This window comes from Flavobacterium sp. W22_SRS_FP1 (assembly GCF_052113685.1).
Lineage (GTDB): Bacteria > Bacteroidota > Bacteroidia > Flavobacteriales > Flavobacteriaceae > Flavobacterium.
On record NZ_JBGQOE010000019.1, the window covers coordinates 47757 to 62351 of the forward strand.

7 protein-coding genes are annotated in these 14595 nt (G+C 33.0%); all 7 read right to left on the bottom strand.

The features are described 5' to 3' along the window. Window positions 1-39: 39 nt before the first annotated feature. Complete coding sequence (locus ACEN2H_RS11430; protein WP_441732479.1) at window positions 40-939, bottom strand: carbohydrate kinase family protein; 900 nt, start codon at window positions 937-939, stop codon at window positions 40-42. A 139-nt stretch (window positions 940-1078) separates the two neighbouring features. Next, entirely contained in the window at window positions 1079-2818 is a 1740-nt protein-coding gene (locus ACEN2H_RS11435) for a RagB/SusD family nutrient uptake outer membrane protein (protein ID WP_441732480.1), read from the bottom strand. Window positions 2819-2827: 9 nt separating this feature from the next. Then, the gene (locus tag ACEN2H_RS11440; RefSeq protein ID WP_441732481.1) at window positions 2828-5977 is read right to left on the bottom strand and encodes a SusC/RagA family TonB-linked outer membrane protein; all 3150 of its coding nucleotides are present in this window, start codon (window positions 5975-5977) and stop codon (window positions 2828-2830) included. A 12-nt stretch (window positions 5978-5989) separates the two neighbouring features. Next, complete coding sequence (locus ACEN2H_RS11445; RefSeq protein ID WP_441732482.1) at window positions 5990-7588, bottom strand: glycoside hydrolase family 32 protein; 1599 nt, start codon at window positions 7586-7588, stop codon at window positions 5990-5992. A 5-nt stretch (window positions 7589-7593) separates the two neighbouring features. Then, entirely contained in the window at window positions 7594-8910 is a 1317-nt protein-coding gene (locus ACEN2H_RS11450) for a sugar porter family MFS transporter (RefSeq protein WP_441732483.1), read from the bottom strand. 722 nt (window positions 8911-9632) lie between these two features. Further along, window positions 9633-11171 (bottom strand): glycoside hydrolase domain-containing protein, encoded by a 1539-nt coding sequence (locus ACEN2H_RS11455; protein ID WP_441732484.1) that lies wholly within the window; start codon window positions 11169-11171, stop codon window positions 9633-9635. Window positions 11172-11574: 403 nt separating this feature from the next. Further along, the gene (locus ACEN2H_RS11460) at window positions 11575-14307 is read right to left on the bottom strand and encodes a hybrid sensor histidine kinase/response regulator transcription factor (protein WP_441732485.1); all 2733 of its coding nucleotides are present in this window, start codon (window positions 14305-14307) and stop codon (window positions 11575-11577) included. Window positions 14308-14595 lie beyond the last annotated feature (288 nt).

Here is a 14595-nt window from a genome sequence, read left to right on the forward strand (position 1 = left end):
TGGGACTTTGTTATTTCTCTTACTAAATATTCTACTTGGCTAAATCATCATGAATTTCTTTATTTCCTTTTCAGAAATCTTTGGATTTGCCCCTTCTTTTCCAGCTACCAAAGCGCCGATTGCACAAGCATAATTTAACGATTTCTGTGGTAATTTCCCCCTTAATAATCGTACTATTAACGATGCTAAAAAAGAATCCCCTGCACCGACCGTATCTACTACTTTTACAAAGTAACCACTATTGTAATAAAACTTATCATTATAATACAAAACAGCCCCAAATTCTCCTTTAGTTACGCAAATCTGTTTTGTATTGGTTTTCTCAGCAATGAATTTAATATTTTGTTCAAATGAATTGTACGGAGAACCTAACTCTCTACTTATTTCACGCAACTCTTCGTCATTCAACTTAATAAAATCAGCTTTTTGCATCAGCTCCTTTAGCACCTCGGTTGTATAATATGGAGCTCTTAGATTTGCATCAAAAACTTTATATTTTGCCTTGTCCAAAAGAGACACCAAAGTTTTTCTAGAAACCTCATCTCTAGATGATAAACTCCCAAAAACAAATATATCTGCTTCAGAAACCACTTTATCCATTATTTCTGTTACTACAATTTTATCCCAAGCAGAAGGATACAATATATCATAAGAAGCATTCCCCTTCTCATTGATCATTACATTGACCGCGCCCGTTTTATATTCCTTGGTTACCTGAATTAAATCAGTAGTAACTTCTTGTTTATTTAAAAAAGACAAAATATCTTCTCCATTTTCATCTGCACCAATGCGACTTATCACTGTAGTTTCTACTCCTAAAGAATTCATTCGTACAGCCACATTCAATGGCGCTCCACCAATCTTTTTATGTGTTGGAAAAACATCCCATAAAACTTCCCCAAAACAAACAGCACTTAAAGTGTACTTTCCATTTATCATAATAAAACCGTATTAAAAAATTAAGAATACCTACAAAAGTAACCTATCCTAAAAAATATTGAAAAGTTAAAGGCAAGTAAAACACTTGCCTTTAACCAAATTACTAACCAAAACAAAAGTATTATAAAAAATTCTAATATTAATACCCAGGATTTTGCTTATATAATCCTGCTGTAAAATCTATTTCTCTCTGAGGTATCGGATAATACTCATCTCTACCTGATGTAAACTTAGCGTTGGTAAGAAAATCTCTTTTAGTTTTCTCAACGTTAAGGTAAGCATTCAAAACAGGCTCAGCTATACCCCATCTTACTAAATCAAAGAATCTTGGCCCTTCCATACCAAATTCTAAACGTCTTTCAAACATAAGCGCTTTCAGAGCATAATCTTTTGAAGAGAAAGAAGTATAAGGCTCTACCTTATAAACATTTGATGCTCCTGCAGCTAATGGCATAGATCCACTCGCAGCTGCTCTCGCTCTAATTTGATTGATTATTGGCAATGCTTCTGTATATCTATTTAATTGAATTAATGCTTCTGCTTTAAATAATAATACATCTGCATATCTAATAAAATCAACGTTCTTAGAAGTACCTATAAATGGTCCGTTTTTTACATAGCATGAACAGTCAGGAGATTGTTGTTCTTTCATATTTCCAAAATACCCATAAACACCTGGATCTCTTGCCCAACTAAAATTGTAAACCATATCGCCTGAAGCATTCAAAGTGTTTTTATATTTAAATGGTCTTCCTGGAACTCCTACAGTGTGGTCAATTCTTGGGTCTAAAGTAACTCCAGACGGTAGTGGTGCAACCCCATTAGTAATGGTATTAAAAATATCTGAATTATTAAAAGTGTCTAATAATGGTAAACCATTTGCATCCGTTTTAAAAGCATTCACCATATTTTGGCTAGCCATATGAAAACCGCAACATCCATAAAGAGGAGTTCCGTGAGGAGAATTTAAGCCGGTAACAAAACTTACTCTTCCAGTATTTGTACCATCATTAATAGAAAACTGAACAGCCCAAATTGATTCGGAGCCATTGTCATGTCCGTCTAAAAAATCAAATCCGTAATCTGACTCTAAAGCACCTGTAACATCATCTGCATAATCTATTACTTCCTGTAATTTTGCTACGTCTATACTTGTAACTTGATGGGCATCATTTTGTTTGTATGCCTGATATAAATTTAATTTAGCAAGATAAGCAGCGGCAGCGTTTTTATCTGCTCTTCCTACTTGTTCTTGAGCCTGTTCTAAATTATCGTAAGCAAATTTGAAATCCTCAGCAATTTTGTCCCATAATTGATCACTAGTCAAATCATTTGAAGTTTTTAATATGTCTTCCTGCGTAAGATCTTCCGTGATATAAGGAACCTTATTAAACAATAACTTTAGCATAAAATGAGAATGGGCTCTTAAAAAACGTAACTCCGCTTGTCTTACTTTTTTTGATGGGTAATCCGCATCCGGAATTGCATTAATAACCGACAATGCAAAATTAGCTCTAGAAATAGCTTTATAATGATTTGTCCAAGTTCTTGGCAACATCCAATCACCATAATCTGCAATGGTCGTGTTGTATTGCTCGTATCGGTCAATAACATCAACATCGCCACGACCACCTCCGCCTTTATAAGCATCATCAGATCGAACACTTCCATAAACCCATTGGTTTGTTATTGGGCCTACCATTTCGTCATTTCCAATTGCTGCATAAGCCGAATTTACAAGCGCTTCCGCATTTGCAGCTGTTGCCACATTTCCAGAAGACAATACTCCTGTTGGTTCATATTCTAAAAAATCGGAGCTACATGATGTCAAGAATAGAATTGACAAGCAAGTGATAACTATATTATTATATTTCTTCATGATAATTAATTAAAAATTAAAGTTTACACCTAATGAGAATGTAGTTGGTACTGGTATTCTATTAACATCTGTTCGTTCTGGATCGGAACCAATATATCCTTTTGGTGTAAGCCAAAATAAATTTTCTCCTTGCGCATAAACTCTGCAGCTAGTAATGAATCCTGTTTTTTCAACTAATTTGTCTGCTAATGAATATCCAATTTGCATGTTTCTGAGTTTGAAATAGGAATTATTTCTCAAGATATAATCTGACATCTGCGTGTCATTGTTTGCTAATGAAAGAGATGGTACCTCAGTATTTGTATTTGTTGGTGTCCAAGCATTCAATGTTCCAGGGCCAGCATTATCCCTTCCTTGAACAAAATTATTCCAAAAAACATACGGATCAACCCCAACTCTTCCAGCTACACCAGAACCAAAAATGGAGAAATCAATGTTTTTATACGCTAAACTAATATTAACACCATATTCTAATTTTGGAAGTGTTGTGCCAATAAAAGTTCTGTCATCTGAATTAATCACATTATCTCCATTGATATCAACAAATTTAATACCTCCCAATCGAGAACCTACTTGATCAGCATGTGCGTCTATTTCAGCTTGACTTTGGAATAATCCATCGGTTTTATATCCAAAAACTTCGAATTGTGAATGCCCAATTATCGAATTAGCAGCCGTTCCAGGATAAGCTGCTCTAACCTCTTCTGGCAAATCTGTAATTTTATTCTTGGTTGCACCAAAATTTGTAGTAACATTAAAGTACAATCCATTTTCTAATTTATCAGCATAACCTACTGTAAGTTCCCAACCCTTATTTGCAGTTGTAGCACCATTTACATAGCGTTGTTGACCCTCTCCTACAGCAGATGCAACTGGTGGTCTAATCAAAATTCCTTCTGTATTTCTTGAGAAATAATCAAAGGAACCTGATAATTTGTTTTCAAAAAAACCAAAATCCAAACCTACGTTAACCTCTTTGGTAGTTTCCCATTTTAACCCTGAATTTGCCGCTTGTATAGATACAAAACCCGACGCTAAATTTCCAGTATTTGCTCCATTTAAATCATAAGCAGTTCCAACATTATAATAAATATTGAAAAAATCTGGATAATATACATTTTGATTAGGACCGTATCTTGCTTCATATAGTCCAAAACGAGCATTATCACCAATAGATTGATTTCCTACTTCTCCATAACCAGCACGTAGCTTCAAGTTTGAAACTGCTTTTACATTTTTAAAGAAATCTTCATTATTTATCCTCCAACCTGCAGTAACCGCCGGAAAAATACCATATCTGTTGTCTTCACCAAATCTTGATGAACCATCGCGACGAATAGTGAATGAAGCTAAATAACGGTCAGAAAAAGCATAATTAAATTTTCCAAACTGAGAAAGTAGCCTACTACCCGTTGAAATCCCATTGTTTGTTCTAGTTCCAGTAGCTGCAGATAGTGTAAAATAAGATTCTGATTCTACTGCAAATCCCTCTGCACGTGCAAACAAGGTATTCAAATCCGTTTTAGTAGATTCAGTACCTACAAGGATTCCAAATTTATGTTCAGAAACAGTAAGATTATAATTTAAAGTATTTGAAATCGTTAAACTAGAATATTTATTGGTATCAAAAGCTAAACTATTGTTGTTTCTATTAACAAATCCATTTTTTACAATTGGTTCAATATCTTTTCTGCTGAAATCATTAAAATCCATACCAATACTATTTCTAAAGGTCAGTCCTTTTAAAATATCAATTTCAGTAAAAACATTACCATACAAAGCCATTTTTTTGCTATTATCCCATCTGTTCAAATATTGCATCAGTAAAGGGTTGTTTCTATCTGAATAACCAGAACCCAATGGACCAGCGTAATCACCAGAAGCAGTGTAAACTGGAATCGTTGGTGCAAGAGTTATTGCTAATCCAGGTGTAGGTGCATTACCTACATCTCCTGCAGCAGCTCTTTCGTTAGATTGTGTAAATTGAGAATTAACACCAAATCTTACCTTATCGTTAAATAACTTGAAATTGGCATTTAATCTAGCAGAATATCTCTCATAATTAGTGAATTTTAACATTCCGGAATTATCCAAATATCCCATATTCAATACTGCATTTGCTTTATCAGATCCTCCAGATACAGATAAATCATTATTGATAAGAAGTCCTGTTTTGTATACAGTGTCTTGCCAATCAGTGTCCCCTGCAGGAACATTAGTATCTCCACCTACATAAGGCTTTACACTCACGCTATTTAATATTGGATTACTGAAGTCATTGTTCCAATCAAAATTGTAGATTTCTCCATATCCACCTGATGGACTTGCTCCATCATTAACAGAGGCTTGCCATAACACTTTTCCTCTATCTAAAGCATTCATCATTGTATATCGTTGTTTTTTCTCCGAAAGTACAGAAACGTTTGTACTATATGATACTTGAGTCACACCCCCTTTAGCGGCATTTTTAGTGGTCACAATGATTACCCCATTTGCAGCTCTAGATCCATAAATAGAGGAAGCCGATGCATCTTTTAAGACTTGAATAGACGCAATAGCACTTGGACTCAAACTAGCAAAAACCTCCGGTCTTGTTGTTGGAACACCATCGATAACATACAAAGGATCTGTATTACCAAGCGTACTTACCCCTCTAATTAATATTCTACTATTTGCCCCGCTTGGATCTCCTGATTTCTCTATAGTCAAACCAGCTACCCTTCCTTGCAAAGCTTGCATAGCATTTCCAGAACTCATGGTTTGTCCGGTAATAGGTTTCAATTCTACTACTGTAACTGCACCAGTTAAATCGGCTTTTTTCTCTTTACCATAACCCGTTACGACAACTTCTTGCAGATTTAAAGACTCTGTTTTCATTGAAATTTTTAAAGAAGTTTGCCCATTAAGCTTAATAGTTTGCGTAGCATAACCTGCATAACTAAATATTAGTGTTGCATTTTTATCAACACTGTTGATCGTAAACTGACCATCTAGATCAGTTGAAGTTCCTATATTTGTACCAGAAACTAGTACTGATGCCCCAGGAAGAGACATTCCATCTTCAGAAGAAGTTACCACTCCTTTGATTCCTATGTTTTGGGCCTGTAAAGAAAAAAACGAGCCCATTAGGATTAAGTAAAGAATAATTTTGTGTTTCATAATTAATTTAGTTTAGTTAAAATTGAGTTGGTTAATAATTAAGTTTTCAATGGTATAATCAGTGTTTGCTTTGGAAACTGAAAAATATTCCATCGGTTGGTCTGGAAAAAATATTTCTGTCATCACTGTTTTTCCATTATTATAAAAAATTTCAATCGAAGTTTTGTCAACGATTACTCTTATATCCATTTTATCAAAGTCAGCTTTGAAAGGTGCTTTTGAAATCTTGTTTGCGAAAATATCAGAAAAAGCAATTTTTCCAGATTTTGATCTATCAATAAAAAAGTAATTCTCCTTTTTATTGATTCCAAATTGAATTATATTCTTAGAATTATTCGAAAATGAAAAGGTGTAAACATCTTTTTTAAGATCCTTTAAAGAAAACTGAATATCAAGTTTTGATAAATCGACTACTGACTTATCTACCAAAATCATTTCTTTATCTATTTTGATAGATTCTTTATTGATCGTTTTAGCGATATAATTTTTTAATTCTTTTACGGGTTTAGAAGAAACAGTATAATGATTACCCTCTTTTACAAGTACTAATTCTCTAGGAATCGTCATACTGCTTCTCCATGTCTCTGTTGGCACTTTTTGTGCATAATCCCAATTTGACATCCACCCAATAAATAACTTACGACCATCTACCTCAGATATATTAGACCAAGTCACCCCCGCATAATTATCTCTTCCATAGTCAATCCAAAGCCCATTTTGTTCTTTTACATCTTTTGAAAAAGCATCATCGATAGTAAATGTTTTTCCATCAAAATCACCTACAAAATATTGCGTAGCCGAACCTCCGTTCGGTCCTCCTGGGTTTATACTTAACAGCATAACCCATTTGTAATCATCTGTACCGTCAACTAGCATTGGAAAAAAATCTGGACATTCCCAAACACCTCCATGCGCACCAATCTCTTTGCCAAAATCTGAAAGAAGTTTCCAGTCTTTCAAATTTTTAGAACCATAAAACATTGTTTTATCTCCAGCTGCCAAAACCATTATCCATTGTTGGTGTATAGCATCCCAAGTCATTTTAGGATCTCTAAAATCTTTAATATTTGGATTTTTAATAATTGGATTTGCTTCGTATTTCGTCCAAGTCAAGCCTTCATTTAATGAATAGGCTATTCCTTGAGACTGATAATTAGTCTCTCCAGCTTTTTCTTTTTTCATGTCATGATACGTAAACATTGCTACCATAGGAGGGTTTTTTAAGCTCCCAAATCCTGAAGTGTTTTTCACATCAACAACCGCACTTCCTGAAAAGATATAGCCTTTTTCATCAGGATAAATTGCAATAGGTTTCTCTGTCCATGAAATAAGATCAGTACTTATGGCATGCCCCCAATGCATAGGTCCCCATACATTTGAATCTGGGTAATGCTGATAAAAAAGGTGGTAATACCCATTATAATAAAACATACCATTTGGATCATTCATCCATCCTTTTTTAGGAGTAAAATGAAAATTAGGTCTGTACAATTCTGCTTCTGTATAATCATTCTTTTCATTAAGTAAAGATTGCTTACACCCAACTAAGACTATCAGACCTATGATGCAACATGAGAACCTCAAAAATTTCTTTTTAATTATTGTTTTCATAATTTCTATTTAATTAATTTTTTACTCAATTCTTCCAAAGAAATCCCTTTTGTTTCGGGCATCATGAAAGCAACAAACAAAAGTTGAAAAACCATCATTACTGCAAAAAACAAAAACACTACTCCAGGTCCAACAGTTGAAAATAAATATGGAATTAGAGATGGAATTATAGCCGCTAGAACCCAATGCGTAGTACTGCCAAAAGATTGGCCTGATGCTCTAAGATGATTTGGGAAAATTTCGGATATAAAAACCCAAATTACAGCACCTTGTCCTATTGCATGTGCGGCAATAAAAAGGAATAAGAAAACTGGGACAGCCATTCCACCCCAATGAAAAAAGAAAGCCATTGCGACAAGTGAAAGTGAGATAATATATCCTACAGAACCTATGTACATTAATACTTTACGTCCTAATTTGTCAATTAAGAAAACACCTAATAGAGTGAAAATTAAATTCACCACACCAATTCCAATACTACTAAGTAGAGCTGTACTTTCCCCAAGACCCGCTTCCTGAAAAATCCTGCTTGAATAATATAAAAAAGCATTAATTCCAGATAATTGGTTGAAAAAAGCCATTAAAAAAGCCAAAACTAGAGGCGTTCTGTATTTCTTCAAAAATATAGTGTCATTTGCAAGGGAGGCATCGTTATTATCTTTATCTATCTCTTCTTTTATTTTTTCATAATCAGCTTCTTGACCCATTGTTTGCAATACTTTCCTAGCTTCTTCGTTCCTGCATTTAGACAATAGCCATCTTGGACTTTCAGGAATAGAAATCATTAATAAAAGATAAATCACAGATGGAATTGCTTGTACTCCCATCATCCATCTCCATGCATTCTCACCCACATCATTTAAAAGATAATTAGACAAAAAAGCCATAAGTATACCTAAAACAATATTGAACTGATAAAAAGCGACTAGTTTCCCTCGATCTTTTGCAGGAGCAATTTCTGATATATATGCTGGCGCTGCAATTGTTGAAGCACCAACACCCAAACCTCCAATAAATCTAAAGGCAGCGAATATAAATGGGTTGTTGGCAAAGGCTGATCCAATTGCGGAAAACAAGAATAATATTCCTATCCATAATAAAGTATTCTTTCTTCCTATCTTATTAGTGGGAATCCCACCAAATATTGCTCCAAGAACGGTTCCCCATAATGCCATTCCCATAACAACTGTACCGTGAAATGTATCCGACGAATTCCAAAGAACCTGAAGTTTTTTATCTGCTCCAGAAATAACGACTGTATCAAAACCAAATAAGAAACCTGCTAATGAGGCAATCAAAGCCCAAACAACTATTTTTTTCATTGTGTGTAATTAATAAATTGAATTGCTAATTTATGAGCAAAAAAAAGATTGGTGTTTTACAGATGTTACAACTAGCTTCATTGCTCTAAAAAAACTTAAAAACCCATATATATCAACAACTTACAGACTACCGATAATAATAACTACCTCGTTATAGTTCTATTTATGTTACATCGAATACAATTATGTTACACTTGTTTTTTCTTAAAATGGATGTTCAGGAATAAAAAAATTAACTTGATTAATATTATTCAATTAATAATATTTTAAATTTATTTTTACAGGAAGTTTAAAAATAATTGATAAAAAAAATGAATTTATTAATCAATTCTATTTTATGACGTATTCTAAAGCTTTTAAGAAAATTATACGATTAAAATGCAATATGAGCTCAAGATTCAGTACTGTTTTTATATATGGGTGTCGGAATTTCAAGAAGAAAAACAACTTATATTAAACCAATCCCAAGATATCCTCAGCTCTGCTTATTACACCTAAAGAGACTCGAAAACAGATCCTTACTTTACGTCAAGCAGGGAAAGCAGCAAAATTATTCCATTCAAATAGAGCCATAAAAAAACCACCAAAATTAGATTTTGATGGTTTCAATTTTAACAGTACGCAGGTAAGAAATGAACCGAATTAATTTTAATTACTAAACCTGAACCTTCATAAAACAAGGATTATAATAAAGACTAAAGTTATCGTTTTCGATGCTCTATTTATTTAAAAAATTTCAAGTCTGAGAAAGTAACTTCACCATTATCCGCAAAAATAGCCCACGGATTCTGATTCATTTTATAGATACGGTTTGTAAAAGCGATTTCATTATTAATGTATATCACACAAACAGAATTTTCAACAATCATTGTAATATCAAACTCTTTATTAGCAGGAACATTTAGCGGAAGCTTCGTTAGATTTAGGGAGGCCGCATTTTTTATAAGCTTATCTAACCTTAATTGACCTTTGGCTAAATCAAATACAATGGCAAATACTTCATTTCGTGTTCCACAGGCTCCAAATTCAAAACCAAATTGCGTGGATGATATCGCTTTTATACGTGTTTTAATTTTAAATGCTCCAGTTTCTCTTTCAAACACTGAAAATGCTTTTTCAGATGCATTAGCCTTCAATGTATAGGCACCTCCTTGATTTGTAGTTCCTAAGCCTATTTTCGAATTTAAAGTGCTATTATCACTAAACTTGTTTTCGACACCGTTGGGTATCGCAATAACTAATGTTCCATTTGCTTGCTGAACAAGTCGATGTGTTACAAGCGATCCAGCCCAATCAAAAAAAGAGGCATCACTGTTTTTGTTTTTAGTGGGACACCATCCTGCTATGTACCGATTTGTGCCATCGGTAACTGTTTTTCCAGCATAGAAAGCAATTCCATCTAACGCACTATTTACAGGTGTAATCCAAGTATTAGCTGTCAGTAAACGGTATTTATAATGTACCATACGATCATCTTTATCGGAATAAACCAAATACTGATAGTCTCCCATCGTGAACACATCAGGGCATTCAGTTAAAAAGGTAGTTGTATCCTCATAAAATGGCTTTTCCAAAGTCCAATCTCTCAAGTTGGAAGAACTGTATTGCGCGATAACTGCTCGCCATGGTACAGTACTATTAGAAACTAAACCAACCTCAGAACGTGTTGCAATCAACATTTTATAGGTTCCCGTACTTTTATCTTCTATAATCATTGGATCTCTAAATTCATTCCGATCATATCCCCAGGACGCCTGCAATAAAAAAGAAGGATCTTTGGTCCAATTTTTTAAATCCGTAGACGTTGCTAACATAATTTTTTCTTTAGGATCAAGATTTCCGTTATGCCCAGTATAAAAAGCGTAATAAACACCATTCCTTTTAAAAACAGCTCCGGTGCCCAATGCACCATCCTGCTGATTCGCATATCCTGTGGGTATCATTTCACTAGTATCGGTGAACGTTGCAAAATCAGATGTAGTTACTTTGTGCCATGGATGAAACGTAGGCAATGTATTTCTAGCATCGTACAAATAGAAAAGATGGAAAATACCATTTTCATAAAACGGCATGGGATCACCAACCCAACCCACAGAAGGCTTAAAGAACGTACGATATGCATTATCCGCTTCATTAGGAGTTTGACACGCAGGAGCGTTTGTTTCTACATTAGAGGTTTCAATTGGTTTATCCTCTTTGGTGCAACTATTAAATAATGCTAAACAAAATGGAAGGCACAAAAACTTAAGGCTTATTTTCATATTTTGATGATTTACGAGAATTATTAAGTCTATAAAAAAGACTTTATACTCTCAGATTGAATATTTCTATCAGAAAAAAGAAGCAATCAAAAAGAAATTAAAAAGTTCCAAAATCTTTCGCAGCTGTAATTTCAAATCAAAACAAAAAAATAATTTCGTTTAGATCTTAAATTCAATTTACAAGTTATTTTAAAAAAAGCAGCTTTTATATCAAGAATGCTGCAGTTTCATACAATCCTTTATTAAATCATTGAAAAAAAAAACTGAAAACATTAATAATCAGAATCTTATACATATACAAAAAAAAGCAACTACTTCATTGTAGTTGCTCTTATGTTACATAAAGTACAATTATGTTACGCTATTTTTTTGATAACAAGAAAATGGTTCCGTAGAAAAATATCTATTTTTTACTTTTATATTCTTTAGGCGTAACCCCAAATTTATTTTTAAAGGAAGTTGAAAAATAATTTGGCGAAGAAAATCCTAATGAATAGGCAATTTCCGAAATATTTTGATTGGAATTTAAAAGAAGTTCTTTTGACTTTTCTAATCGAATATTGTTAATATAATCACTAACGCTAATTCCCAAAATTGCTTTTACTTTACGATACAATTGTACACGAGATATATTTAAGTCTTTGGCCAATTCTTCAACAGTATATAAAGATTTATCGATATTTTTTTCTATCAAATTATTCAACTTCCTAAGGAAATCCTGTTCAGAAATGCCAAAATTAACATCTACATTAGTGACAATATTTTTAATATTATTTGAATAATAAAAGCGAACCTTTTCTCTATTAAAAAGTAAACTCTTTATGGATTGTGATAATGATTTTATACTAAAAGGTTTCGATAGAAAAAGATCTGCTCCACTCCCTAATGCTTTAGAATAAGATTCCGGATCATCAGAAGCCGTTAGTATAATTACAGGAATGTGCGATGTCCTTAAATCTTTCTTAAGTAGCTCACAAATTTCGAAGCCGTTTTTATCCGGTAAATTTAAATCACATATAATTACATCTGGGATTAACTCTAGTGCGCGTTCAATGGCATTGGTTCCGTCTGAAGTAGAGATGGAGTATTCTATTGAAAGCTTAAGAGAAACAAAATCCAATAATTCTTTGTTGTCCTCTATGTAAAGAACGGAGTATTTATCCTCGGTGTTTTGGGGTTCTAACTTTTGAATTTCCTCAGAATCTATATAATCTGGATGATAATCATAAACTAATACAGACTCTTTTATGATTTCTTTTTCTGCTAGATGCTCTTTCCCTAAAGGAAGTGTAATTATAAATTCGGCACCGTTTTTTGAATTAATTTCGATACGTCCTTTATGCAACTCGATAAAAGATTTTGAAAGATGAAGCCCAATTCCGGAACTATTCCTGTAATTATTTGACCCTTGATAAAAAGCATTAAAAACTTCCTTCAATTCTTTCTCTGGAATCCCAATACCCGAATCTTTAAAATAAATTTTAACGATTTTATTAGGTTTGTCTTCTTTAATAGATATCGAAATTTTGCCGTTTTCAGGAGTGAATTTGAAGGCATTTGATAATAAATTAAAATAAACCTTATCCATTAAATTGCGATCGAAATAAATCTCAAGTTCCGGATTGTTGCTAGCTAAAGTAAAGTCTATATTTCTCTTTTTAGCCTCCCGTTCAAAATCTGCAATTATATTCTTTGAAAAGTCTAAAATGTTAGTTTTTGAAGCTCTTATGACAAACTTTTTATCTTCGGCTTTTCTATAATCCAGTAGTTGATTGATTAAGCGCAGTAATCTCTTTGAATTATTATACATCAGGCTAATTTCATTATTTACAGAAATCCCTTTATTCTTAAGCTCAATACTTAAAGATTCGACAGAACTTAAAATTAAAGTCAAAGGAGTTTTGAATTCGTGAGACAAACCCATAAAAAAATTTAGTCTTGCCTCATTACTTTTCTTTAGTTCTTCTGCGTACTTTTTAATTTCATTTCTTTGACTCTTGATTTTTTTATTTCTCTCTTCTAATTCTTTCTTTTTTCGACTTATGGTTAATCGGGAATAAATACTAAAGATAGCTAGACCTAGTGCCAAAATAAGTAAAGAAAACAAAATCTTTAAAAGATTGCTTTGACTAGCATATTTTTCTTCTTGATTTCTTATATTACGCTGCTGTTTCTCAATGTCAGATTGTTGAATTGTTATCTTATCAAATTGATTACTCATAATATCTGCATTAAGAGAGTCAATTAATATAGTGCTAAGATTGTTTTTTTTAGGAACAATCTCTTTATTAGCTATTTTTAATGCTAATTTAATAGCTTCACTACCACCTGTAGGATATAAAACAGTAGATTCTAAAACCCCATCTTTAACAAGTTGAATACCCCCATTAGGTCCACTAATCCCGTCGACACCTATAAATTTTATTTTATTCGTTGCTATTTTTCCTTTTGCTGCCTTCCATGCTTGGTAAGCAATTACATCGTTATAAGCATATACATACTTGATGTCAGGAAAAGTCTCTAGAGTTTTTATAAACGCGGCCGTTGGCAATTCGTCTTTTTGTGCATCTATGGAAATTACTTTGATATTAGGATATTGATTTATAATTTGACTAAACCCCTTACTCCTTTCTAGTCCAGGTGATGCATAAGAAGCTCCTTTAATTTGAATTACATTTGCTTTCCCTTTAGATAACGAAACAATATGTCTACCGGCAATTCGTCCTACTTCAACATTATCTGCACCTATGTAGGCGGTATAATTTGAAGTATTTACCTTTCTATCGACAATAATTACAGGAATACCTATTGCATTTGCTTTCTCAATAACTGGGATTATAGAATCTGATTCAAAAGGAGAAACAATAATAATGTCTGCTTTTTTATCAATAAATTTCTGAATGTCACTAATTTGCTTACTCGCTTTCCTATTTGCATTGTAAATAGTCAAGTTAATTTCAGGATGAATTGCAGCCTCTACCTCCATGGCGTGGTCCATTGATTTTCGCCAAATGTCATGATCTATACTTTGTGAAAAACCAATAGAAATTTCACGCTTTTCTTTATCTGATGAATTACAAGAGCTCTGTATTAAAACGAAAATTAAAATCAGTATAAATAAAATGCTTCTTCTCATGGTTTGATTGATTTATTATATCATTAGCCAATTAATATCCACAACTTTTTAATTATGATAAAAAAGACGAAAAGATTGTAAGCTATATTAGAAATAGTAAAGTGATTTAATAATATAAATAGTGCTATTAATAGGTTTTTAGCAATATCCCCCGGTATTTAATAAAATATTGACAACAAATATATAAAAAAAATGTCTTAAATCTTAAAGAGCTGAATTCAAGTTACTAATGCAACTTTTTGGTTAAACATATAATTTGGTGTTTCAAAATTAAATCTTTTTCTCGGA

What these genes read in the sequence shown, in the direction of transcription:
- ACEN2H_RS11430 (WP_441732479.1), bottom strand. Translation starts at nt 939, where the DNA reads ATGATAAATGGAAAGTACACTTTAAGTGCTGTTTGTTTTGGGGAAGTT.
- ACEN2H_RS11435 (WP_441732480.1), bottom strand. Translation starts at nt 2,818, where the DNA reads ATGAAGAAATATAATAATATAGTTATCACTTGCTTGTCAATTCTATTC.
- ACEN2H_RS11440 (WP_441732481.1), bottom strand. Translation starts at nt 5,977, where the DNA reads ATGAAACACAAAATTATTCTTTACTTAATCCTAATGGGCTCGTTTTTT.
- ACEN2H_RS11445 (WP_441732482.1), bottom strand. Translation starts at nt 7,588, where the DNA reads ATGAAAACAATAATTAAAAAGAAATTTTTGAGGTTCTCATGTTGCATC.
- ACEN2H_RS11450 (WP_441732483.1), bottom strand. Translation starts at nt 8,910, where the DNA reads ATGAAAAAAATAGTTGTTTGGGCTTTGATTGCCTCATTAGCAGGTTTC.
- ACEN2H_RS11455 (WP_441732484.1), bottom strand. Translation starts at nt 11,171, where the DNA reads ATGAAAATAAGCCTTAAGTTTTTGTGCCTTCCATTTTGTTTAGCATTA.
- ACEN2H_RS11460 (WP_441732485.1), bottom strand. Translation starts at nt 14,307, where the DNA reads ATGAGAAGAAGCATTTTATTTATACTGATTTTAATTTTCGTTTTAATA.